Below are 21,868 nucleotides of genomic sequence, written 5' to 3'. Positions count from 1 at the left end.
TTTCAGGTATTCATTCGATGGTGTCAAACCACTTGCTGGGAAAATTGCAGGCGATGCAGATTGGCATACGCGCCGTTGGCATCCAATAATTGCTGGTGATTGCCGGTTTCCATTATTTTCCCATGTGACAATACCACGATACGGTCCGCACGTTCAATTGTTGATAGCCTATGAGCAATAACCAAGGTAGTTTTACCTTGCATCAGGTGCTCCAGTGCCGCTTGTACGGCCCGTTCCGCTTCCGTATCCAGTGCCGAGGTGGCTTCATCGAGAATCAGGATGGGCGCATCCTTGTAAATCGCGCGGGCGATAGCCACGCGCTGGCGCTGGCCACCGGACAGGCGCGAGCCGTTGTCGCCCAGGCGCGTTTCCAGGCCGTCGGGCAAGCCATCGATGACGTCAGACAGGAAGGCGGCGGCGGCGGCCGCTTCGACGCGCTGCCGGTCAGGGGATGCATCGCCATACGCGATATTGGCGGCCAGGGTATCGTCGAACAACACCACCTGCTGACTGACCATGGCGATCTGGCTGCGCAGGCTCGTCAGGGCGATGGCATCGATATTCTGCCCATCGAGCAAGATTTCGCCACTGCTGGCCGAGTAAAAGCCGGGCAGCAGGCTGACCAGGGTCGATTTGCCGCCACCGGACATGCCGACAAAGGCGACCGTTTGTCCTGGCGCGATGCTCAGATCGATGTGTCGCAATGCCGGTTCCTGGTGCCCGGGGTAGGCAAAGCGCACGTCCTTGAATTCGATGCGGCCTTTGCTGCGGCCGGCGAGCGGCTTGCCGCCCGTGCGTTCCGGTGTCTTGTCGATCAGCTGGAAGACTTCCTCGGCGGCGGCCATGCCGCGCTGCAGGGGACCGTTGACTTCGGCCAGTTGCTTCAAGGGCGTCAGCAGCATCAGCATGGCCGTGATGAAGGAAACAAAACCACCGACCGTGATTTGCCCCTGTTCCGACTGAAGCAGGGCCATCACGATGACCAGGGCCACGGCGGCGGCCGTGATCACCTGTGTGATGGGTACGGTGGCGGAAAAGGTCGTCGTCATGCGCATGCTGTAGCGGCGCAATTGTTCGGCGCGCTCTTCGAAGCGCGCCTTTTCGTAGTCCTGGCCGCCGAAGATCTTGATCACTTGTTGCGCGCGCGTGGTTTCCTCGATGACCTGGGTCAGCTCGGCATTGACGGCCAGCGAGTCGCGGTTGAGTTTTTTCAGGCGCTTGCCCGTGGTGCGCACGACGATGGTCAGCAAAGGCAGTAGCACCAGGGTGACCAGGGTCAGTACCCAGTTCAGGTACAGCAGCCAGGCCAGCAGTCCCAGCACGGTCAGCGAGGAGCGCACGATCGAGGTAAACACCTTGGTCACCATTTCAATGATCTGCTGCACTTCGAACATGATGGAGTTGATGACTTTGCCCACCGTATGCGTGTTGTAGAAGTCGATGGGCAAGTTCAGCATGCTGGCAAACATCCTGCGCCGCAATTCGTTGAGGATGCGCGTGGAGACATAGCTCATCAGGTAGCTGCTGGCAAAGGTCGATGCGCCGCGCATGGCAAAGATGCCGATGACGATCAGCGGCACCAGCCAGAATGAAAAATTCACCTTGCCACCAAAACCATTGTCGAGCAGCAGCTTGAGCGCATACGGCAGCAGCGGTTCCGTGGCGGCCGTGACGACCATCGCCAGCAGGGCCAGGGCCAGATGTTTCTTATAGGGCGCGTGCAGTGCGGTCAGGCGCTTCAGGTCGGGCGTGAGCATCGGTATGGTTCCTTGCAGGGACAGCAAAAACGGTCAGGCGAAAAACAAGCTCAGGCAATGCGTTCTTGCTGGCGCAGCATGGCCCACAGTATCACCATCGGGAAGACCAGCATGATGATGCCGATGTTCAAGGTGAGCGAGCTTGTCGTCAGGCCAAAAATCATATAACAGGTGCACAGTACCACGCCTGCCAGCGCATATGGCTGGGCTGCAGGGGCACTGTGGCGCAGGGCGCGGGCAAACAGGAAAAATGGAACGAGGAAGAGTGCCAGCAAGGCCAGGACACCGATAATGCCGCGCTTGACCAGCGCATCGAGGTAGTCGTTGTGGGCATTGGTATAGTTTTTAACAACCGCATTCAATTTGCCTTCGTCAGCTAACTGTTGCTTTGCTGTCAGATAACCGCTGCGCCCCATGCCTAACCAGATATTGTCATCCGCCATGGCCCATGCGGTGCGCCACATTTCCATACGTTGGCCGATGGATGTGGTCACCGTGTCGCTGTTTTGGTACTGTTCTATTTCATTGACCGCTATTGCTATGCGTTCAGATACGCGGGAGTTCGGAAGTATATAGGCCAGTGCAGACACCACCAGGAGTGTACTTAGCAAGGCGGCCACGTAGCGTGCTCCGCGGCCTTTTGAGTAGTGGTACAGGAAAAGACAGCTACAGACGGGAAGTACTAGCCAACCGCCACGGCTGACGCTGATGATGGATCCCACGATGCCAGCCAGTCCGCCGGCTAACAATAGAATGCTCCATGCCAGGCGATGGCTCTGCGTGCGTACCCAGTCCAGGCCGCACAGGGATAGCATGCCGAGCAGTACGCTGACATTGCCATAGTGAATGGCATTGCTGGTCGCCGCTTGCGGGCGGTACATTTCCAGTACGAGGATTTGCCATGAAGCTAGAGCGGCACCGCTGATGGCACCGATGGCAACGCCACCCCACCACGCTGCGGCGCGAGGTGGATAGGTGAGTAGTAAGAGTAGTACCGGTGTGGCCAGCAGCGCGCGCAATGGCATATCGAGTTCGCGGGTAGGATCTGCGTGGTACAGCATGTTGGCAGTGAAAACACAGAAATATAACAACAGGGTGCACAGCAGCAGATAATCCCGGCGTTGCAGGTTCAGGCGCGGACGTTTCCATAGCAGCCAGCTGCTGGCAAGCAGAAGGGTCAGGGCTCCGAATGAATATCCGCTGGTGACAGCCAACGCCAATGCCAAAAAAAGAAAAACACAAACAGAAGTCAGGCCGAGCATGAAAATCCTTGGTAACGCACGTCGTCGCCATTCTGGCAACTGTAGCAACATAAAGTAGGCGCCATTGTAATCGAAGGCAGTGGCAAAAACGCCCCTGAGAAATGTGATTTTTTATCACTAAATAGGCTGCCTCAAGGGCAGAAATGAAAAAACCATGGTTTTCATCCATGGTTTTTTTGTAAGCAATGGTAACTTGCTGTTATTTTGCTAATACAAGGAAGTCCTTGCCAAGTGCATCAGGCAGTTGCTGGCACGCGGGTGGCCACGCCGGTGGCGATGGCCGCTTGCGACACCGCGGGCGCGACCCAGCTGCGCAGACGTTCGTCGAACGGCGACGGAATCAGTTGCAGCGGCGTCAGCGCGCTGGTGGTGTGGCCCGGCAATGGTTCCTTGGCCAGTGCGGCGATGGCGCGCACGCAGGCCAGCTTCATCTCTTCGTTGATGGTAGTGGCGCCCACGTCGAGCGCGCCACGGAAGATGTACGGGAAGCACAGCACGTTGTTGATCTGGTTCGGGTAGTCCGAGCGGCCCGTGGCGACGATGGCGTCGTCGCGCACGGCATGGACTTTTTCCGGGGCGATTTCCGGATGCGGATTGGCCAGGGCGAAGATCAGGGGCTTGGCGGCCATCGATTCGACCATCTGCGCGCTGACCACGCCGCCCTTCGAAACGCCGATGAAAATGTCGGCGCCGACCATGGCGTCGGCCAGGTCGCGGTCGCTCGTGTCATTCGCGTAGCGCGCCTTGTTCTCTTCCATGCTGGCATCGCGGCCCGGGTAGATCACGCCCTGGCTATCGCATACTTTCAGCAGCGACTTGTTCAGGCCCAGCGAGACGAGCAGGTCGAGGCAGGCGATCGACGCCGCGCCGGCGCCCGAGACGGCCACTTTCACATTGCCGATATCCTTGCCCACCAGTTCCAGGCCGTTCAGGATGCCGGCTGCGACGATGATGGCCGTGCCATGCTGGTCGTCGTGGAAGACGGGAATGTTCATGCGCTTGCGCAATTGCTGTTCGATGTAGAAGCAGTCCGGCGCCTTGATGTCTTCCAGGTTGATGCCGCCGAAGGTCGGCTCCATGCGCACCACGGTATCGATGAACAGGTCGGGATCGTTCTCGGCCAGTTCGATGTCGAACACATCGACGTCGGCAAATTGCTTGAACAGGCAAGCTTTGCCTTCCATAACCGGTTTGCTGGCCAGCGGGCCGATGTCGCCCAGGCCCAGCACGGCCGTGCCATTCGTGATCACGGCCACCAGGTTGCTGCGCGACGTGTAGGTGCCGGCCGTGCGGGGATCTTCCACGATCGCTTCGCAGGCGAAGGCCACGCCCGGCGAGTACGCCAGGGTCAGGGCGCGGGCGTCGCCCAGCGGTTTGGTTGGCGTGACGGAAATCTTGCCTGCGCGGGGTTCGGCGTGATAGGCGAGGGCGGCTTCTTTCAGGTTGAAAGTTTCGCCATTCTGGTCGGCGTGCTTGCTGTGGGAAGTAGACATATGAATTCTGGGAAGGGCAGACAGGGCCCGAGTGGTCAATCCGGGCCATGTTATGCAAGCGCTTGCACGCTGTCAAGGCTGGATTGTACTTAAGCGTATCAAAACCGCTTTGGACAACGGCAATATTTCAATGCAAGCGTTTGCTCGGTTTTTGACGGCAGGGGCATTTTTTGCGATAAAATCACCGTATTGCGATCCGGGAAGCCCATGACAAACAAGAACCCCACTTTAAGCGACGTTGCGCGGGCCAGCGGCGTGCACTTTTCCACCGTCTCGCGCGTGATGAATCCGGCAACGCGGCAAATGGTCAGCGCCGAGGTGGCCGCGCGCGTGCTGGCCGAAGCGGGCCGGCTCGGCTACCGGCCCAACCGCGCCGCCTCCACCCTGGTCACGCGCAAGTCGCGCATCATCGGCGTGGTCTTGCCCGACATCACCAATGCCGTGTTTCCCCCGATACTGCTGGGTATCGAAGAAGGCTTGCGCAAGCATGGCTACCTGGCCATCGTCGCCAACGTGGGCGCCGACGAGGAAGAGCAGCTGTTCGTCATCAACCGGCTGCTGGGGCAGCAAGTCGATGGCCTGATTTTGGCTACCGCACGGCGCCACGATCCCGTCATCAAGATGTGTATCGATCAGAATGTGCCTGTCGTCACCGTCAACCGCAGCGACGAGACGGGCGTCGCTTCCTGCGTCGTCAGCGATGACGTGGTGGGCATGCGCCTCGCCGTCGAGCACTTGCTGGCGCTGGGTCACCGCCATATCGCGCACATTGCGGGACCGGAAAATCTCTCCACGGGCCATGTGCGCCGCCTCGGTTTCCTGGCCGCCATCCAGGCCAGCGAACTCGATCCTTCGCAGGCGTTTGTCTTTGAAAGCAGCGGCTATTCGCGCGAATGCGGCAAGGCCGCCCTGCTGGCGCTGCTGCGCCAGTCGCCGCAGACGACAGCCGTGGTGACCGGCAGCGACCTGGTGGCCATCGGCTGCTACGATGCCATCCGCGAACTGGGCTTGAACTGCCCCGAGGATATCTCCGTGGTGGGCCACAACGACATGCCGTACATGGACATGATCCGTCCGCCCCTGACCACCATCCGCATCCGCCACCACGGCATCGGCACGGAAGCGGCCCGGCTGATCCTGCAAACCATCGCCTCGCCCGATTCCGCGGTGCTCGACGTGCGCCTGAAACCGGAGCTGGTGGTGCGCGAATCGACGGCAGCGCCCAGAGTTTGAGGTGGCGGCAGAGCCGCAAGGTGGTACACTGGCGGCCCTCCTTGATTTCCTTGCCCTCATCGCCATGACCAAAACCAACACGCCTTCCCCCAAACGCCGCGAAGAGGGCGTCGCCAAGCTGACCGTCAATCCTTTCCTCGATGCCGAGTTTTACGCGCGCATGCGCGATTACACGGAGCGCGATGCAGCCATCATCAAGGAGTTGAAAGCGATCGCCGAGATCCGCGCCGGCAACAAGCAGCCTGATCCACGCCTGGCACCGTCGCTGGCTGCCCTGCGCAGTACCGTCAAGAAGGGCCTGAGCTTCGGCGACATGCTCGACCGCATGGCCGCCGGCAAGGAAAAAGGCTTGTGGGAACCCTGGATGACGACTTTCGGCATCGAGATCCGTGCCGTCAACTACGGCGCCGGCCCTCGCAACGCCTGCCTGGTACTCGACCTGGCCGCGAATGCTCCCGCGCACGCCATGTTCGCCAAGGCCGGCATCCAGAACTGGCGCAGCCTGGCCGCCGACGATTGCTCCGTCGTGCGCTCGGAAAAGGCGACGGAAACGTCACCGCTGAAAGTGTATGCCGTGTTTTACCTGGACCCGCTGCCAGCCTGAACCAGCAGCACCAGTGCCAGCACGATCAGCATCGCGCCCGACAGCCGTTCCAGCGACGGCAGCGCGCGCGCAAAGCGCTGCCGCAGGGCGCTGCTGCCGATAGCCAGCGCCACCGCCATATCCCACGCCAGCACGGCAAATACCATCCATGCGCCATACGCCACCATCGCAGCGGGACTCGTCTGCCTGCCGGCCAGCACGGTGGCCAGACTGACATAGAACAGCGCATTCTTCGGGTTCAGGATGGCGGAGACAAATCCCATCACGACACCGCCGCGCCAGCGCGCCTTGCCTGCGGCGGGCTTTGCATCCAGGCTGCTCTTGCCCGCATGGCGCAAGAACAGCCAGCCCAGGTACAGCAGATAGGCGCATCCTGCCAGGCGCACCACCATGAATGCCGTACTGCCCGCCTGCAGCACCGATAGACCCCCAAACGCCGCCGCGATAAATACCGCATTTGCCGCAGTAATGCCCACGCACGTGCCGGCGGCGCCGCGCCAGCCGTGGGCCAGCGAAGTGCGCGCGATCAGGAAAAAATCGGGACCGGGCGACAGCAGGGAAAGAAAGTGGGCGGCGGCGATGAAGAAGAAATCGTGCATGGAGTTCGGCTCCGGCAATGGCGATGCGCGAGTATGCAGGCGCCGGCGAGAGCCTGTATTGAAGAAAATTGCAGGCGCTTCAGCTGTCCTGGCGGCGATAGCGCCCCGGCGTGATGCCCGCATGCGCCTTGAAGACACGCTGCAGATGGCTCTGGTCGGCAAAACCCAGTTCATGCGCCAGCTGCGCCAAAGCCGTCCCTGCCTGCAAGCGGCTGCGCGCGCGGTTGACGTGCATATTTAGCTGGTAGGCATGCGGCGTCATGCCCGTGGCGGCGCGAAAAGCGCGGATCAATTGATAAGGGCTCAGGCCCGCCGCTTGCGCCAACTGCGGCAGGCTGGCCGAAGGCCGCGCCTGCAGCGTTTCGAGCACGGGCGCCAGCTGCAGCGGCACCGGCTTGCGTTCCGATGGCAGCAGGTCTGCACGGGTATCGGCGCAAGCGCCCAGGAACGCCAGCAGCGCCGCATCCTTCTCCGCCGCGCCGGCGCTTGAAAACAGCAGCGTATTCATGGCGCAAAACTGGGCGTACAGCCGCGGGCAGTGTAACACCGTCGCCGTGTCGCCATCGAGCGCCGGCGCGTGTGCTTGCAGCCATTGCGCATCGAGGTGCAGCATCTGGTAGCTCCAGAAGGCGTCAGGCAGGGGATTGCAGGCATGCACGCAGCCGGCCGGCACCAGCACCAGGCTGCCATTGCCGAGGGCGACCTTGCCGTCTTTGCTGCCCGTAAAGATGCTGCCGCCAGCGTCGACGGCGCCAATCGAAAACGTGGGATGGCTGTGCGGCTTGTAGCACGCCCGGCTGTGGCAGGCGTGCCGGCTCTCCACGTGGGGCAGAAACGGGTCGCGCCAGAAGGCGGTGCTGCTGTTGTGTGCGGACATAGGCGTCAAGCAGCAGGCGCGGGCGGGCGCAAATACAGCATTTGATGCTGCAGGTCGAACAGCACCGGCATTTGCTGGAAGAAATCCGTGCCTAATATGCCATCTGCCTTGAATTCATCTGGCAATGCCATCAACAGGGGCGAGATACTCTTGCCGCCCGGCAGCGACAGTGTGATCGTGCGGCAGGGGCGACCTGGACCCAGCTTGAATGCGCATTTTTCCACGTGCGAAGCTGCTTCAGCTGCCGAACTCTTGATGATAGAGACGGAGGCAGCCGTATCGAGTACCAGGCGATAGGTTTTCTTGCCGTCGGCCAGATGCAGCAGCAGGCCTTCATCGATGCGCTCATATGGCATGGCCAGCCATCCGGCAGGTGGCGCGGCGCCATTGCCGGCGCTGATCTGCAGGGTGCCGGCGGGCAGATCGAGCACGACCCGCTTGTCAGCAAAGAAATTCAATCCCAGCACGGACATATTTGCCGGCAAGCCCTTTTGCTTGCCCAGCAACAGGCCCCAGGGCGTCAGAATGACGCCTTGCATGGCCGCGAATGGCAAGCCGTTGACGGTCAGCGCAGGAACGAGGAATTCGTCCGATGCATGAATCTTGCCCGCCAGGTCGATGCTTTTGCGCTGCCGGCCCGTGTAGGCAAGCCCCGGCAGCGATTCTGCGACCTCCGGCGTCAGGTGCAGGCTGGTGCTTGCACCCGTGTCGAGCACGAAGGGCAGCGTCTTGCCATTCAGGTCCATTTGCACCACAGGCGTGCCATTGGCCAGGGTAACGGGGAGCGCAGCGTGCGTAGCGGCCAGGGCCGTCGATGCACACAGCAGCAACAGGCACAGGGTGGCGTTTGTTTTCATGGTCAGCGCGGGCAATCGGCTACATTAAAATGACGTCGTACTGCTCCTGATGGTAGGCGTTTTCCACCTGCAGCGAAATTTTCTTGCCGATGAAATCACCGAGCATGGCCAGGTGCTGTGATTCTTCTTCCAGGAACAAATCGACGACTTCCTGCGAGGCGAGGATGCGGAACTCGCGCGGGTTGAACTGTTTTGCCTCGCGCAGCAGTTCGCGCAGGATTTCATAGCAGATGGTGCGCGAGGTCTTGACTTGTCCCTTGCCGGCGCAGGCGGGGCATGGTTCGCACAGGATGTGGGCCAGCGATTCGCGCGTGCGTTTGCGCGTCATTTCCACCAGGCCCAGTGGCGAGAAATTGCTCACCGACACCTTGGTGCGGTCGCGCGACAAGGTGCGTTTCAGTTCGGCCAGCACGGCGTTGCGGTGCTCGGCGTTATCCATGTCGATGAAGTCGAGGATGATGATGCCGCCCAGGTTGCGCAGGCGCAGCTGGCGCGCGATGGCGTGCGCCGCTTCCAGGTTGGTCTTGAAGATGGTGTCGGCGAAATTGCGTCCGCCCACAAAGCCGCCCGTGTTGACGTCGATGGTGGTCATCGCTTCCGTCTGGTCGACGATCAGGTAGCCGCCCGATTTCAGGTCGACGCGGCGCCCCAGCGCACGCAGAATTTCTTCTTCCACGCCATATAAATCGAACAGGGGGCGCTCGCCCGTGTAGTGCTGCAGACGCGTCAGTTCGCTGGGCGTGTAGATTTCCGCGAATTCGCGCAATTTCACATAATTTTCGCGCGAGTCGACCTGGATGGTCGCCGTTTCATCGCCGACGAAGTCGCGCAGCACGCGCTGCGCCAGGCTCAAGTCCTGGTGCAGCAGGCTGGTGGCGGGACGCGTGCGTGCGCCGTGCGTGATGGTGCTCCAGGTCTTGCGCAGGTAATCGACGTCCGCCTTCAGGTCCGCGTCGGACGCATCCTCCGCCATGGTGCGCACGATGTAACCACCCTTTTCGTCGGGCGGCAGCAGGCTTTGCAGCCGCACGCGCAACTGTTCGCGTTCCGCTTCCTTTTCGATTTTCTGCGAGATGCCGATATGCTTGTCTTGCGGCAGGTACACCAGCATGCGTCCGGCGATGGAAATCTGCGTCGACAGGCGCGCTCCCTTGGTGCCGATCGGGTCCTTGATCACCTGCACCGTCAGCACCTGGCCGTCAAACAGGATTTTTTCGATCGGTGCCGGTGTCGCGTTCTGGCCATCGTGGCCGCGCGCTTCCCAGATGTCGGCCACGTGCAAAAACGCGGCGCGCTCTAGGCCGATGTCGATGAAAGCCGATTGCATGCCCGGTAACACCCGCACCACTTTGCCGGAATACACATTGCCAGCCAGGCCGCGCGTGAGCGTGCGCTCGATGTGCAATTCCTGCACGGCGCCCTGCAGGATGAGGGCGACGCGCGTTTCTTGCGGCGTGATATTGATCAGGATGTCTTCGTTCATGGAGGCGGGAGAGTGGAGGCAACGAATGACATCATACCCGGGATCAGGGCAGGGGCAAACCTGCCAGCCTTAGCAACTGTGCAGTTTCGTACAGGGGCAGGCCCATGATGCCGGAATGGCTACCTTCGATATGTTCGACGAACAGCGCGGCGCTGCCCTGGATGCCGTAGCCGCCGGCCTTATCGTAGGGCTCGGGCGTGGCGCAGTAGGCGGCGATGGCGGCGGGCGAGAGTACGCCGAAGCGCACTTGCGACACCTGTGTGCGCTGCTCGGCGAAGTTCTTGTAGTGCACGGCGATCGAGGTGAGCACCTGGTGCGTGCGGCCCGACAGCTGCTGCAGCATGGCCACGGCCTCAAAGCGGTCGGCTGGTTTGCCAAGGATGATGCCATCGATGGTGACGGTGGTGTCGGCCGCCAGCACGGGGCGCGGGGTCAGGTGGCGGCGGCGCACCAGGTCCCAGGCAAAGGCGGCTTTTTCATTCGACACGCGGGCGACATAGTCGAGCGCCGACTCGCCGGGGAGGACTTCCTCGGTGACGTCGGCGCCGCGCGGGCCGTCGCTGCGCAGCAGCAGCAATTCGAAATCGATGCCGATCTGGCGCAGCAGTTCGCGCCGGCGCGGACTTTTGGAAGCAAGGTAGATCTTGTGATCAGCCGTTTTCATGGGGAGTTCAGACGCGGTGATAGGGGTGGTTTTGGGTGATCGACCAGGCGCGGTACAGCTGCTCGGCAAGGATCACGCGCACCACGCCGTGCGGCAGGGTCATGCTGGAGATGCGCAGCATGCCTTCGGCACGCGCCTTGAGTTGCGGATCGAGGCCGTCGGCGCCGCCGATCAGGAAGGCCGTGTCGCGGCCATCCTGCTGCCACGCCATCAATTGCTGCGACAGGCCGACGCTTGTCAGGTCCTTGCCGCGTTCGTCGAGGGCGATGATGCGCACGCCCTTGGGCAGGACGGCTTCGATGCGTTCGCGTTCCAGTGCCATCGCCGTGGCGGCGGTCTTGCTGCCGGAACGCTCCACCGGCTTGATTTCTTTCAGCACGATGCGCAATTCCGGTGGCATGCGCTTCGCGTATTCCGCGAAGCCCGTCTCTATCCAGGCCGGCATTTTATGGCCGACCGCAGCGATGATGAGCTGCATCGAGGCTTACGCTTCGACTTTTTTGATACGCTTGATCACGGTTTTTGCCGGAGCAGCATCGGCTGCCGGCTTGGCCGCGCGTGGGGCGCGCACTTTTTTCTCTGGCAGTGCTTTCAAGGCTTTCACGGCGGCCGCTTCGGTCTTGGTCGGCGCAACTTTGACGGTCTTGCCGACAGCTTTCGAGGCGGCTTTTTTCGCCGGGGCTTTCTTGGCGGCGGTGGTTGCCGTGGCTTTCTTGGCCGGTGTCTTTTTCTCGATCACGGGCGAAGCTTCCACATTGGCCTTGCTCGCTGCCAGATGGCCGCTGACCTTTTTCGGCTCGTCGCCGGCGGCTTTTTTCGGCGCGCGCTTGGCGGCACCCAGCTTGACCGGGGTGTCGCCCCAGATTTCTTCCAGGCGGTAGTAGGCGCGGATAGGCGCTTGCATGATGTGGACGATCATGTCGCCCAGATCGACCAGTACCCATTCACCCGTTTCCTCGCCTTCCATGCCGATGATCTGGCCGCCGGCGTCCTTGACCTTGTCGCGCACCGAGGCGGCCAGCGCCTTGGTTTGACGGTTCGAGGTACCGGAGACGATCGCGATGCGGTCGAACAGGCTGGTCAGGTGACTCGTTTCGAAGACGGCGATGTCTTGGCCTTTGACGTCTTCAAGGGCGTCAACGACGAGGGTTTGCAGTTTTTTGATGTCCATTTAGCTTTTGTATAAATTATGTTGTTCAATATAGTCTAGCACTAGCGGGGAAACAAGCGAGTTTGCCCGATTCCCCCGTTGTAATGCCGCACGTATTTCGGTGGCGGAGATATCCACCGCGAAGTCCTGTGCCAGATAAGTCAGACCGTGCGGCGTGTTGCGGATGCTTTCCAGAGACCCCAGGCGGCGCGAAAATTCGTCGGCGACCACTTGCGGCACTGCGGTGTCATTCAGCGCGAAGCCGGGGCGGGCCGCGACGCAGATATGCGCGTATTCAAATAATTGCTGCCATTCGCGCCATGTCGCGAGGCGCTGCAGCTGGTCGGCACCCATCAGGAAAACGATGGAAGCGCGCGGCCCCAGTTCTGCGCGTACCTGGCGCAAGGTATCGATGGTGTAGCTGGCCTGGCCATGTTCGCTGCGCTCGATTTCCTGGCGGTCAATCAGCACGGGCAGTGGCAGGCCGGCAAACGCCAGGCTGGCCATCTCGGCGCGCTGCTGGCCGCTGGCGCCCAGGTTGCCCTTTTGCCAGGGTGCACCGGCCGGAATCACGCGCAGCTCATCGGCGTGCAGCAGGCTGGAAAAATGCGTGCCCAGCGCGACATGGCCCATGTGCACCGGATCGTAGCTGCCACCGAGTAGCGTCACGCATGCCGTGCTACCCGCCGTGCCAACTTCCGTCACGCCTGCAGCCAGTCGCGATGCACGAGGAAGTCAGTATACAACGCCGCTTCGGGACTGCCCGCTTCCGGGTGCCAGTCGTAGCGCCACTTGACCACGGGCGGCATCGACATCAGGATCGCCTCGGTGCGTCCGCCCGACTGCAGCCCGAACAGGGTGCCGCGGTCGAACACCAGGTTGAACTCGACATAGCGTCCGCGCCGATAGCACTGGAAATCGCGTTCGCGTTCGCCGTAGGGCGTATCCTTGCGCCGCGCCAGGATCGGCACATAGGCGTCAGTGAAGGCGTCGCCGGCGCTGCGCATCATCGCGAAACTGTCTTCAAAGCCCAGGGCATTGAAGTCGTCGAAGAAGATGCCACCGGCGCCGCGTGCTTCGCGCCGGTGCTTCAGGTAGAAATAATCGTCGCACCACTGCTTGAACTTCGGATGCAGTTCCGCGCCAAACGGCGCCAGCGCATCATGGCACACCTGGTGAAAGTGCTTGACGTCGCCCGTGTCGCCGTAATACGGCGTCAAGTCCATGCCGCCGCCGAACCACCATACGGGTTCGCCATCGGCATTCACGGTGCTGAAAAAGCGCACGTTCATGTGCACCGTTGGTGCGTATGGATTGCGCGGATGCAGCACCAGCGACACGCCCATCGCTTCCCATGCCTTGCCGCCCAGTTCAGGGCGCGCGGCCGCTGCCGATGGTGGCAGTGCGGCGCCGGTGACGTGCGAAAAATTCACGCCGCCACGCTCGAACACATTGCCTTCCTCTATCAGCCGCGTAATACCGCCACCGCCCTCGGGGCGCTGCCAGGTATCGGTCAGGAAGGGCTTGCCGTCCTGCGCTTCGAGCGCCTGCACGATACGACTTTGCAAATCGAGCAAATAAGCCTTGACGGCCGAAGGAGAGGGAGTTGACGACATCGCGTGGGCCGACGAGGCCGAAATAAAAAAGTAAGGACGGATTGTACCCTGTTACGCGTTTTTGTGATAGGGCGGCGCTGGCGCTGTGCGTTTGTGCTGTAATTCAGCGCGCCGGTGGCGTGGCGCCGTCCTGCACTACGGTGATGGACAGCTCCTGCCCGGCGCCGGGCAGGGGCGCACTCTTCACGGCGTGCGCTGCCCGCTGCTGCAGGTCAGGCCGTTCGACGCCCTGCTCAGCGACTGCGGCGACGGGGGCTGCGTCGGGAGCGGACGCCTGCCTGGAGACGATGGCGCGGGCCGCGAAGGCCAGTACCAGCAGTATCAGCGCGGCCCTTACCCACGTTGCCGGGCGCGCATAAGCGGGGCGTTCCAGGCGGGCCTGGCGCGCGGCGGCGTCGACGATGATGCGCGCCAGTTCCGAGCCGCGCTGGCGGGTGCGCAGGCGCAGGGCCTCGAATTGGGGTGCCGACAGGGTACCCTGCCGGAGCATGTCGCGCAGGGCGGCGATGGGCGAGGCGAGGAGACGGTTCCCGGGCAAGCTGGCGTGGGCGGCGTCGCGCTGCCACTGGTCGATCACATCCTCGTCATACAGGGTGTCGATGGCCAGGCGGTTGACCTGGCGCAGCGCGTCGGCGGTCAGTTGCTGGCGTTCGAGCAGGGCCGCGCCGCCATGCTGGCGCGGCAGATACTGTACGCGCCGCAGGAAGTCGTCCTGCGGCAGCAGGTCCGTGAGCAGCAGCCATGCCAGGGTATCGACGAGCCCCGCGTCAGCGGCCAGCTCCGGCACGTCGATATCTTCTTCTGCGTTATGGTTGCGCTGCAGCTCGATGATATCCAGTTCCGCGATGGCGTCGTCGAGTTCATTGTCCGTGATCAGGCCGAGTTGGCGCACCTGGGCGAGGGCGGGATGGGAGTGGGGTGTCATTGGCTGCAACTTTATCAGGAAGGAAAAATCTTGGCGCAAGCCTTGTTTTCCCGGCGTGCCGATGCAAACGGGGCCGGCGCGGATGCATTCCGCGCCGGCCCCGCCGTTTGCCGCCAAGGGGCGTGCTTGGTGCCTGGTACTTAGTGTTTCAGGCCGCGCCAGCCGATGTCGCGGCGGTATTGCGCGCCGTCGAAATGGATTTTTTCCACGGTTTCATACGCCTGCTTTTGCGCCATCTTGATGCTGTCGCCCAGACCCACCACGCACAGCACGCGCCCGCCGTTGGTGACCAGGCGCTCGCCCTCGATGCGGGTGCCAGCATGGAAGGTGACGGAGTCGACCGTTTCGGCCGGGATGTCGCCGATCGGCGTGCCCTTGACGGGATCGTCCGGGTAGCCGGCGGCAGCCATGACGACGCCGACGGCCGTGCGGCGGTCCCATTCCAGTTCCACCGCGTCGAGCGTGCCGTTGACGGCATGTTCCATGACGGTGACCAGGTCGGTTTTCAGGCGCGCCATGATTGGTTGCGTTTCCGGGTCGCCCATGCGGCAGTTGAATTCCAGGGTTTTTGGCGTGCCCTTGTCGTCGATCATCAGGCCCGCGTACAGGAAGCCCGTAAACGTGATGCCATCCTTGGCCATGCCCTGGATGGTCGGCACGATGATTTCGCGCATGACGCGCGCATGCATGGCCGGCGTGACGATCGGTGCCGGCGAGTATGCGCCCATGCCGCCCGTGTTCGGGCCCTGGTCGTGGTCTTTCAGGCGTTTATGGTCCTGGCTGGTGGCCAGTGGCAGGATGTTCTTGCCGTCGCACATGACGATGAAGCTGGCTTCTTCGCCAGCGAGGAATTCCTCGATGACGATGCGCGCGCCGGCGTCGCCGAACTGGTTGTCAGACAGCATCATGTCGACCGCCTGGTGCGCTTCTTCCAGGGTCATGGCAACGACCACGCCCTTGCCAGCGGCCAGGCCATCAGCTTTGATGACGATGGGTGCACCCATGGCGTCGATGTAGGCATGCGCGGGAGCGACGTCGGAAAACGTCTGGTAAGCAGCAGTCGGAATGCCGTGGCGCTGCATGAAGGCCTTGGCGAAGTCCTTCGACGATTCCAGCTGCGCCGCCTCTTTCGTCGGGCCGAAGATTTTCAGGCCGCGCGAGCGGAACAGGTTGACGATGCCCGCTGCCAGCGGCACTTCCGGACCGACGACCGTCAGGCTGATGTGCTCCTGCTGAACGAAGTCGGCCAGCAATTGAGGGTCGCTGATGTCGAGATTGACCAGGCGCGCATCGCGCGCGGTGCCGCCGTTGCCCGGCGCGACATACACCATCTGTATGCGTTCGGACTGGGCCAGTTTCCAGGCCAGGGCGTGTTCGCGGCCGCCAGAGCCGACTACCAGAATTTTCATAAGGACCGTTCGTTCAGTGTGGGTTGCAGGGCGGCGGTGCCGCCCTTGTGTTCGAATTGATTAATTCTCTATCAATGCATTGGTGAAGACTTCCTGGACGTCGTCCAGCAGTTCCAGCGCATCGATCAGTTTTTGCATCTTGATGGCGTCGTCGCCTGCGTACACGGTTTCCGTCGCCGGCTTCATGATGACTTCGGCCACTTCGGCCTTGAATCCGGCCGCCTCCAGCGCTTCCTTGACGGTGGCGAAATCGTGCACGGGGGTCAGCACTTCGAAGCCGCCTTCCTCGTCGGTGATGACGTCGTCGGCGCCCGCTTCCAGCGCCGCTTCCATCAGCTTGTCTTCGTCGGTGCCCGGCGCGAACAGCAATTGGCCGCAGTGCTGGAACATGAAGGCAACCGAGCCTTCGTTGCCCATGTTGCCGCCGTTCTTGTTGAAGGCGTTGCGTACTTCGGCCACCGTGCGCACCTTGTTGTCAGTCATGCATTCGACGATGACGGCCGCGCCGCCCACGCCGTAGCCTTCGTAGCGCACTTCTTCGTAGTTGGCGCCATCGACGCCGCCGCTGCCGCGGTTGATCGCGCGCTGGACGTTGTCTTTCGGCATGTTCGCGTCAGCCGCCTTGTCGACGGCCAGGCGCAGGCGCGGATTGGTGATGGCGTCGGCGCCGCCCATGCGGGCTGCAACCGTGATTTCCTTGATCAGGCGCGTCCAGATTTTGCCGCGCTTGGCATCGGTGGCAGCCTTTTTATGCTTGATATTGGCCCATTTGCTATGTCCTGCCATGTCGAATCTTCCTTAGACGAGGTGTTCAATTGTGGCCGACATTTTAGCATATCGCCCCCTCGCCAAGCGCCGTGGTCACGTCATCAAGATGACACAATCTGTTGCTAAAGTGACGCGCTTTCACCATATCGAGAGCGCGACATCATGGCAAGTCAAATGGATAGACGGCAATTTCTTAAGTTGGGCGGTTTCATCACTGTCTCTGTTGCCACTGTCGGCCTCGCCGCCTGCGGCAGCACCGATTACAGCGATCCTGGCGTGCCGCTGGCATCCGGCAGCGACTGGAAATTCCCGCAAAGCGTGGCTTCGGGCGATCCGCGCGCCGACAGCGCCATGCTGTGGACGCGCGTCGTGCCTGCCAGTTTCGATGCCGTCGCTCCCGCCGTGGCAGGCAAGTCGGACGTGGCCGTGCGCCTGATCGTCAGCGCCACCGACAATACAGCCGCACTGGGCAGCAACACGGCCCTTGCCGGCGCCACCATCGTCGATGCGACATTGCCGCTGAAAGCTGATTTCGACAATACCTTGCGCCACAAGGTGACGGGCTTGCAGCCTGGCCAGGTGTATTTTTACCAGTTCATCGCCGGCGACGTGCGCTCCAATGTGGGCCGCTTCAAGACGGCGCCCGCCGCCACGGCCGACGTATCGCAGCTGCAGTTCGCCTACCTGACGTGCCAGGACTGGAGCATCAATCACTGGGGCGCGCTGTCGCATATCGCCGCCAACGAGTCGCTCGACTTCATCGTCCATCTGGGCGACTACATCTATGAAACGGTGGGTGAGGGCTTCCAGAGCGGCGCCGTGGAAAGCCGCCACGACCAGCTGAAATTGCCCGATGGCACGTTCAAAAGCGGCAACGCGGGCGCCAAGTACGCCACCACGGTGGCCGATTACCGCTACCTGTACAAGAAATACCGCACCGATACGCGCCTGCAAGCCGTGCACGAGCGCTTTGCCTTCATCGCCATCTGGGACGATCACGAATTCACGGACGACGCCTGGCAGGACGCCTCTACTTATGAAGGCATCGTGGCCGCTGATGGCAGCGACCTGCACCAGCCAACTCGCCGTCGCAGCGCCAATCAGGCGTGGTTCGAATTCATGCCGGCCGACGTCACCTTCGATGCTGCCGCGACGACGTTCCAGAATATCCAGATTTACCGCGATTTCCAGTTCGGCAAGCTGATGCAACTGGTCATGACGGACGAGCGCCTGTACCGTGCCGACCACGCGATCGCCGAAGCGACGATCAACCCGGCCACGGGCAAGCCCTTGGGCAGCGTCGGCAGCCGCTACCTGGTGCCGCAAGCGCTGTTCGACAGCGTGGAAGGGCAGAAAATGGCCGCCGCCACGAAGGCTGGCACCGACCCGCTGGCCGCCGTCGGCATGCTGGGCAGCACGCAGCGCGACTGGTGGAAAGGCAAGATGAAGGCGGCGACCTCCACCTGGAAGCTGTGGGGCAATGAAGTGTCGCTACTGCGCATGGGCTTGAATGGCACGGATGCGATCGCCACCTTGCTGGCCCTGAGCGCCATGTCGAAAGTGGGTCAGGCCATTGCCAGCACCCTGCCTTTGGTGGGCGGCAGCGTGCCGCTGGCCTGCGCCATCGTGGCTGCCTCGACGGCGGGCGCGTCATCGAGCGTGGCGCAGGCAGCGGCCATGGCGATTGCCGGTGCCGCCGCGAACGCCAGCGCGCAGGGCGCCGCAGCCGTGGGCGCCGGCTTGAGCGCGGCCCAGGCCGGCATCACGGTAGCCGCCTACAATAGCGGCTCGCCGGCCGCTGCCGCGCAAGTGATCGCCTTCGGCTGGATCAAGCCTGATGTGCAGGCCAAGGGCGCCGCATCGAGCTTTGTCGCCGCATCGGGCCAGCAAGCGGCACTGGCGCCATTCTTCACGCGCTTCCTGCTCAATTGCGACCAGTGGGATGGCTATAACAGCGAGCGCAAGCATCTGATGGCGCACCTGAAGACGAATGCTATCGGCAATGTGGTGGCGATTACCGGCGATATCCATTCCTTCTTTGCCGGCACGGTCAGCGACGACTTCGACGCTGCCGGCGGCGGTACGCCCGTCATGGTGGACCTGGTGTCGGCCGGCGTCAGCTCCGATTCCTTCTTCAGCTACCTGAAGTCGGCAGCCGGCACGATGGGCGACATCGGCACCCTCGTCAGCTATCCGCTGGCCATTCCCGTCACGGGCCTGGGCACGCTCAATCTCGACGTCAACCTGCTCGACTACACCATGGGCAAGGCGGCGCCCACCGTCGACAGCCTGCTGGAGCAATTGCGCGTGCAGCTGCGCGGCGCGCTGGCAGCCAAGGGCGTGCCGGAAGTGCAGCTCGATGCCACAGTGGCGGCCGTGCAGGCGGGCTTGAAAGCGAGCGCTGACTTCAACACTACCCTGCTGGGCCTGGCGCAGCAATTGTCCGGCCTGGGTAACAATCCGTGGATCAAGCATCTGAATACGGATGCGCAGGGCTACACGGTGGTCACTTTGACGCCGGGCAAGCTGGTGGCGCAGTTCAAGCAGGTCAACAAGCTGATCGGCACGGCGGCGCCGACGAACGTGATTGCGCGCGTGACGACGGCCACGGTGGCGGCGGGCGCGGTGGCGGTGGTGGTGGCGTAACTGATGGGGTCAGACCCTCAATGCCGCTAACTCAGAGGCTTGTGCTGTCGCTTGCGGGGGTCTGACCCCAGCTTTTGCCTTACAATCCGGGCATGAGCTCCAGTTCCCCGCAAGCATCCCCATCTTCGATTCCCCGTTCCGTCTACCTCGGTGGCCTGGCCATCGCCGTGGGCGGGGCGGTGCTGTTTTCCACCAAGGCCATCGTCGCCAAGCTGCTGTACCGCTACCAGATCGATGCCGTCACCCTGATCGCCTTCAGGATGATCTTTTCGCTACCTGTGTTCGCCGTCATCGCCTGGTGGAAGATGCGCACGGAGCCGCCGCTGTCGACCAGCGACCGCCGGCGCCTGGTCGGGCTGGGCCTCGTCGGCTATTACCTGTCCAGCTATCTGGACTTCCTGGGACTGCAATATATTTCCGTGGGACTGGAACGCCTGATTTTGTTCCTCACGCCCACTTTCGTGCTCTTGATCACCACCGTCTACTTCAAGCAGCGCATCAGCCGAATCCAATGGCTGGCCCTGCTCACTTCGTATTGCGGCATCGTACTGGTCTTCGTGCATGACTTGCAGGGCGGTGCCAGCAATGTAGCGCTGGGTTCCACGCTGGTGCTGGGCTCGGCCTGTGCATATGCCGTGTATCTGCTGGGCTCGGGCGAACTGGTGAAGCGCATCGGCTCGATGCGGCTCGTTTCCTACGCGATGTGCGTGGCCAGCTTTGCCTGCATCGCCCAATTCTTCATCCTGCGCCCCGTCGAGTTGCTGATTCAGCCCATGCCCGTGTATGGCTTGTCTTTGCTGAATGGCATCTTTTGCACGGTGATGCCCGTCTTCATGACGATGATCGCCGTCGAGCGCATCGGCGCACCCGTCGCCTCGCAGGCGGGCATGATCGGTCCCGTGTCGACCCTGTTCCTGGGCGCCATGATCCTCGATGAACCGATCACCAACTGGCAACTGGCTGGCACCAGCCTGGTATTGGCCGGTATTTACTTGCTGTCGAAAAAGAAATAATTCCTCCACCAACTGAAATGGTCCTCACCATGAAAACACGCATCGCCCTGATTGCCCACGATAAGAAAAAAGATGACATGATTACCCTGGCGGGCGAATACCTGGACTTTCTCAAGGGCTGCGAACTGTCGGCTACAGGCACTACGGGCGGCCGCCTGATCAACGAGCTGGGTTTGCAAGTGGAGCGCAAGCATTCGGGCCCGTTCGGCGGCGACTTGCAGATCGGCTCCCTGCTGGTGGAAGGCTTGATCGATTGCGTGATTTTCCTGCGCGACCCGATGACACCGCAGCCGCACGAGCCGGACATCAACGCGCTGGTGCGCGCCTGCGACGTGCACAACGTGGCGTGCGCGACGAATCTGTCGTCGGCGCACCTGGTGCTGTCGCAGCTGCAGGCACTGGCCAGCGCGGCTGCCTGACGTTTTTCCCGACTCTTCTTCAAGGAGCATATTGTGAGCGCAACGATTACCACCAAAGCCATCCGCGTACAGCGCGTGGGCGGCCCGGACGTGATGGAATATGTGGATGTGGAGCTGCCGCCACCCGGTCCAGGCGAAGCGCGCGTGAAACACGAGGCGATCGGGCTCAATTTCATCGATGTGTATTTCCGCACGGGGCTGTATCCGCAGCCGCTGCCCAATGGCCTCGGCGTCGAGGGCGCGGGCATCGTCGAGGCGGTGGGTGAAGGTGTCACGGAAGTCAAGGTGGGCGATCGCGTGGCCTACGCGGCGCGCATCAATGGCGCGTATGCGCAGCAGCGCAACTTGCCGGCGGCCCTGTTGCTGGCGCTGCCCGAGCGCATCGGTTTCGATACGGCCGCCGCCATGATGCTGCAGGGCTTGACGGTGCAATACCTGTTCCACCGCACCGTGGCGCTGAAGGCGGGCGATACCATCCTGTTTCACGCGGCGGCGGGCGGCGTGGGCCTGATCGCCTGCCAGTGGGCGAAGGTGCTGGGCGTGAACCTGATCGGCACGGCCGGCTCCGATGAAAAGGTGGCGCTGGCCAAGGCGCATGGCGCGGCCCACGTCATCAACTACAACACGGAAAACTTCGTCGAGCGCGTGCGCGAGATCACGGGTGGCAAGGGCGTCTCCGTGGTCTACGATTCCATCGGCAAGGATACGTTTACGGGCTCGCTCGACTGCCTGGCGCCGCTGGGCATGATGGTCAGCTTCGGCAATGCCTCCGGCCCCGTGCCGGCGTTTACCCTGTCCGAGCTGGCCTCGCGCGGTTCGCTCTTCATCACGCGCCCCGCCCTGTTCAGCTATGCCTCGAACCGCGTGAACCTGGAAGAGATGGCTGCCTCGCTGTTTGGCGTCGTCAGCAGCGGCGAAGTGCAGATTGAGATCAACCAGCGCTACGGCCTGGCCAATATTGCCCAGGCGCACACGGACCTGGAAGGGCGCAAGACCACCGGCTCGACCATCATCGTGCCATGAGCGGCGGCAACGAAACAGACGGCACGCCGAAATTTGGCCGCCTGCTGATCGTGTTGGTATTGGCCGTGGC

Annotated in this window: 20 protein-coding genes and 1 pseudogene; 6 read left to right on the top strand and 15 right to left on the bottom strand. The window is 62.2% G+C overall.

Features of this window, described 5'->3' with window-relative positions:
* Nucleotides 1-23 precede the first annotated feature (23 nt).
* From msbA to ACQ4WN_RS00550, 3 genes and pseudogenes are all read right to left on the bottom strand, one after another.
* The gene (msbA, locus tag ACQ4WN_RS00560) at nucleotides 24-1,757 is read right to left on the bottom strand and encodes a lipid A export permease/ATP-binding protein MsbA (protein WP_436549793.1); all 1,734 of its coding nucleotides are present in this window, start codon (nucleotides 1,755-1,757) and stop codon (nucleotides 24-26) included.
* Between the two features lie 50 nt (nucleotides 1,758-1,807).
* Nucleotides 1,808-3,019 carry an O-antigen ligase family protein gene (locus ACQ4WN_RS00555; protein ID WP_436549792.1) on the bottom strand — a complete coding sequence of 404 codons (1,212 nt, stop codon included), beginning with the start codon at nucleotides 3,017-3,019 and terminating at the stop codon, nucleotides 1,808-1,810.
* 254 nt (nucleotides 3,020-3,273) lie between these two features.
* Nucleotides 3,274-4,512, bottom strand: a pseudogene (locus ACQ4WN_RS00550) (malic enzyme-like NAD(P)-binding protein); the annotation flags it as partial.
* A 207-nt stretch (nucleotides 4,513-4,719) separates the two neighbouring features.
* Here ACQ4WN_RS00550 and ACQ4WN_RS00545 point away from each other — a divergent pair.
* On the top strand, nucleotides 4,720-5,745 hold the full coding sequence (locus ACQ4WN_RS00545) for a LacI family DNA-binding transcriptional regulator (protein ID WP_436549791.1): 1,026 nt from the start codon (nucleotides 4,720-4,722) through the stop codon (nucleotides 5,743-5,745).
* A 64-nt stretch (nucleotides 5,746-5,809) separates the two neighbouring features.
* Nucleotides 5,810-6,349 carry a hypothetical protein gene (locus ACQ4WN_RS00540; RefSeq protein WP_436549790.1) on the top strand — a complete coding sequence of 180 codons (540 nt, stop codon included), beginning with the start codon at nucleotides 5,810-5,812 and terminating at the stop codon, nucleotides 6,347-6,349.
* On the opposite strand, the gene ACQ4WN_RS00535 is transcribed toward ACQ4WN_RS00540, so the two are convergent.
* From ACQ4WN_RS00535 to ACQ4WN_RS00480, 12 genes are all read right to left on the bottom strand, one after another.
* Nucleotides 6,325-6,948 carry a LysE family translocator gene (locus ACQ4WN_RS00535; protein ID WP_436549789.1) on the bottom strand — a complete coding sequence of 208 codons (624 nt, stop codon included), beginning with the start codon at nucleotides 6,946-6,948 and terminating at the stop codon, nucleotides 6,325-6,327. The two genes, ACQ4WN_RS00540 and ACQ4WN_RS00535, sit on opposite strands and share 25 nt — an antisense overlap.
* Nucleotides 6,949-7,027: 79 nt before the next feature.
* On the bottom strand, nucleotides 7,028-7,825 hold the full coding sequence (locus tag ACQ4WN_RS00530; RefSeq protein ID WP_436549788.1) for an AraC family transcriptional regulator: 798 nt from the start codon (nucleotides 7,823-7,825) through the stop codon (nucleotides 7,028-7,030).
* Between the two features lie 5 nt (nucleotides 7,826-7,830).
* Nucleotides 7,831-8,682, bottom strand: coding sequence for a pepsin/retropepsin-like aspartic protease family protein (locus tag ACQ4WN_RS00525; protein WP_436549787.1), 852 nt, complete (start codon nucleotides 8,680-8,682; stop codon nucleotides 7,831-7,833).
* Between the two features lie 19 nt (nucleotides 8,683-8,701).
* The gene (gene rng, locus ACQ4WN_RS00520; RefSeq protein ID WP_034747098.1) at nucleotides 8,702-10,165 is read right to left on the bottom strand and encodes a ribonuclease G; all 1,464 of its coding nucleotides are present in this window, start codon (nucleotides 10,163-10,165) and stop codon (nucleotides 8,702-8,704) included.
* A gap of 43 nt (nucleotides 10,166-10,208) precedes the next feature.
* A complete protein-coding gene (locus tag ACQ4WN_RS00515; protein WP_436549786.1) occupies nucleotides 10,209-10,829 on the bottom strand; it encodes a Maf family protein in 621 nt (206 codons plus the stop codon).
* Between the two features lie 7 nt (nucleotides 10,830-10,836).
* Nucleotides 10,837-11,307, bottom strand: a complete 471-nt coding sequence (gene rlmH / locus ACQ4WN_RS00510) for a 23S rRNA (pseudouridine(1915)-N(3))-methyltransferase RlmH (protein ID WP_034747108.1) — start codon at nucleotides 11,305-11,307, stop codon at nucleotides 10,837-10,839.
* 6 nt (nucleotides 11,308-11,313) lie between these two features.
* The gene (gene rsfS / locus ACQ4WN_RS00505) at nucleotides 11,314-12,000 is read right to left on the bottom strand and encodes a ribosome silencing factor (protein WP_436549785.1); all 687 of its coding nucleotides are present in this window, start codon (nucleotides 11,998-12,000) and stop codon (nucleotides 11,314-11,316) included.
* The gene (nadD, locus tag ACQ4WN_RS00500) at nucleotides 12,001-12,684 is read right to left on the bottom strand and encodes a nicotinate (nicotinamide) nucleotide adenylyltransferase (protein WP_436549784.1); all 684 of its coding nucleotides are present in this window, start codon (nucleotides 12,682-12,684) and stop codon (nucleotides 12,001-12,003) included.
* Entirely contained in the window at nucleotides 12,681-13,595 is a 915-nt protein-coding gene (gene hemF, locus ACQ4WN_RS00495; protein ID WP_436549783.1) for an oxygen-dependent coproporphyrinogen oxidase, read from the bottom strand. The genes nadD and hemF overlap by 4 nt, the downstream gene beginning before the upstream one ends.
* Before the next feature lie 103 nt (nucleotides 13,596-13,698).
* On the bottom strand, nucleotides 13,699-14,520 hold the full coding sequence (locus ACQ4WN_RS00490; protein WP_436549782.1) for a hypothetical protein: 822 nt from the start codon (nucleotides 14,518-14,520) through the stop codon (nucleotides 13,699-13,701).
* A gap of 140 nt (nucleotides 14,521-14,660) precedes the next feature.
* Nucleotides 14,661-15,929 carry a phosphoribosylamine--glycine ligase gene (gene purD, locus ACQ4WN_RS00485; RefSeq protein WP_099762331.1) on the bottom strand — a complete coding sequence of 423 codons (1,269 nt, stop codon included), beginning with the start codon at nucleotides 15,927-15,929 and terminating at the stop codon, nucleotides 14,661-14,663.
* 60 nt (nucleotides 15,930-15,989) lie between these two features.
* Entirely contained in the window at nucleotides 15,990-16,715 is a 726-nt protein-coding gene (locus ACQ4WN_RS00480; RefSeq protein ID WP_436549781.1) for a YebC/PmpR family DNA-binding transcriptional regulator, read from the bottom strand.
* Nucleotides 16,716-16,871: 156 nt separating this feature from the next.
* Between ACQ4WN_RS00480 and ACQ4WN_RS00475 the strand changes: the two genes are divergently transcribed.
* The 4 genes from ACQ4WN_RS00475 (at nucleotide 16,872) to ACQ4WN_RS00460 (ending at nucleotide 21,798) form a co-directional block, all read left to right on the top strand.
* Nucleotides 16,872-19,343, top strand: coding sequence for an alkaline phosphatase D family protein (locus ACQ4WN_RS00475; RefSeq protein ID WP_436549780.1), 2,472 nt, complete (start codon nucleotides 16,872-16,874; stop codon nucleotides 19,341-19,343).
* 92 nt (nucleotides 19,344-19,435) lie between these two features.
* Nucleotides 19,436-20,356: a DMT family transporter gene (locus ACQ4WN_RS00470; protein ID WP_436549779.1), complete on the top strand. Its 921-nt coding sequence runs from the start codon at nucleotides 19,436-19,438 to the stop codon at nucleotides 20,354-20,356.
* A gap of 29 nt (nucleotides 20,357-20,385) precedes the next feature.
* Entirely contained in the window at nucleotides 20,386-20,775 is a 390-nt protein-coding gene (locus ACQ4WN_RS00465) for a methylglyoxal synthase (protein ID WP_436549778.1), read from the top strand.
* 93 nt (nucleotides 20,776-20,868) lie between these two features.
* Nucleotides 20,869-21,798, top strand: a complete 930-nt coding sequence (locus ACQ4WN_RS00460) for a quinone oxidoreductase family protein (RefSeq protein WP_436550084.1) — start codon at nucleotides 20,869-20,871, stop codon at nucleotides 21,796-21,798.
* Nucleotides 21,799-21,868: the final 70 nt, after the last annotated feature.

The sequence above is a fragment of the Janthinobacterium pasteuri genome (assembly GCF_051380775.1).
GTDB lineage: Bacteria > Pseudomonadota > Gammaproteobacteria > Burkholderiales > Burkholderiaceae_D > Janthinobacterium.
The sequence above is the reverse complement of the archived record's forward strand: the minus strand, read 5'-3'. Positions and strand labels throughout refer to the sequence as shown.

What these genes read in the sequence shown, in the direction of transcription:
- msbA (WP_436549793.1), bottom strand. Translation starts at nt 1,757, where the DNA reads ATGCTCACGCCCGACCTGAAGCGCCTGACCGCACTGCACGCGCCCTAT.
- ACQ4WN_RS00555 (WP_436549792.1), bottom strand. Translation starts at nt 3,019, where the DNA reads ATGCTCGGCCTGACTTCTGTTTGTGTTTTTCTTTTTTTGGCATTGGCG.
- ACQ4WN_RS00545 (WP_436549791.1), top strand. Translation starts at nt 4,720, where the DNA reads ATGACAAACAAGAACCCCACTTTAAGCGACGTTGCGCGGGCCAGCGGC.
- ACQ4WN_RS00540 (WP_436549790.1), top strand. Translation starts at nt 5,810, where the DNA reads ATGACCAAAACCAACACGCCTTCCCCCAAACGCCGCGAAGAGGGCGTC.
- ACQ4WN_RS00535 (WP_436549789.1), bottom strand. Translation starts at nt 6,948, where the DNA reads ATGCACGATTTCTTCTTCATCGCCGCCGCCCACTTTCTTTCCCTGCTG.
- ACQ4WN_RS00530 (WP_436549788.1), bottom strand. Translation starts at nt 7,825, where the DNA reads ATGTCCGCACACAACAGCAGCACCGCCTTCTGGCGCGACCCGTTTCTG.
- ACQ4WN_RS00525 (WP_436549787.1), bottom strand. Translation starts at nt 8,682, where the DNA reads ATGAAAACAAACGCCACCCTGTGCCTGTTGCTGCTGTGTGCATCGACG.
- rng (WP_034747098.1), bottom strand. Translation starts at nt 10,165, where the DNA reads ATGAACGAAGACATCCTGATCAATATCACGCCGCAAGAAACGCGCGTC.
- ACQ4WN_RS00515 (WP_436549786.1), bottom strand. Translation starts at nt 10,829, where the DNA reads ATGAAAACGGCTGATCACAAGATCTACCTTGCTTCCAAAAGTCCGCGC.
- rlmH (WP_034747108.1), bottom strand. Translation starts at nt 11,307, where the DNA reads ATGCAGCTCATCATCGCTGCGGTCGGCCATAAAATGCCGGCCTGGATA.
- rsfS (WP_436549785.1), bottom strand. Translation starts at nt 12,000, where the DNA reads ATGGACATCAAAAAACTGCAAACCCTCGTCGTTGACGCCCTTGAAGAC.
- hemF (WP_436549783.1), bottom strand. Translation starts at nt 13,595, where the DNA reads ATGTCGTCAACTCCCTCTCCTTCGGCCGTCAAGGCTTATTTGCTCGAT.
- ACQ4WN_RS00490 (WP_436549782.1), bottom strand. Translation starts at nt 14,520, where the DNA reads ATGACACCCCACTCCCATCCCGCCCTCGCCCAGGTGCGCCAACTCGGC.
- purD (WP_099762331.1), bottom strand. Translation starts at nt 15,929, where the DNA reads ATGAAAATTCTGGTAGTCGGCTCTGGCGGCCGCGAACACGCCCTGGCC.
- ACQ4WN_RS00480 (WP_436549781.1), bottom strand. Translation starts at nt 16,715, where the DNA reads ATGGCAGGACATAGCAAATGGGCCAATATCAAGCATAAAAAGGCTGCC.
- ACQ4WN_RS00475 (WP_436549780.1), top strand. Translation starts at nt 16,872, where the DNA reads ATGGATAGACGGCAATTTCTTAAGTTGGGCGGTTTCATCACTGTCTCT.
- ACQ4WN_RS00470 (WP_436549779.1), top strand. Translation starts at nt 19,436, where the DNA reads ATGAGCTCCAGTTCCCCGCAAGCATCCCCATCTTCGATTCCCCGTTCC.
- ACQ4WN_RS00465 (WP_436549778.1), top strand. Translation starts at nt 20,386, where the DNA reads ATGAAAACACGCATCGCCCTGATTGCCCACGATAAGAAAAAAGATGAC.
- ACQ4WN_RS00460 (WP_436550084.1), top strand. Translation starts at nt 20,869, where the DNA reads ATGGAATATGTGGATGTGGAGCTGCCGCCACCCGGTCCAGGCGAAGCG.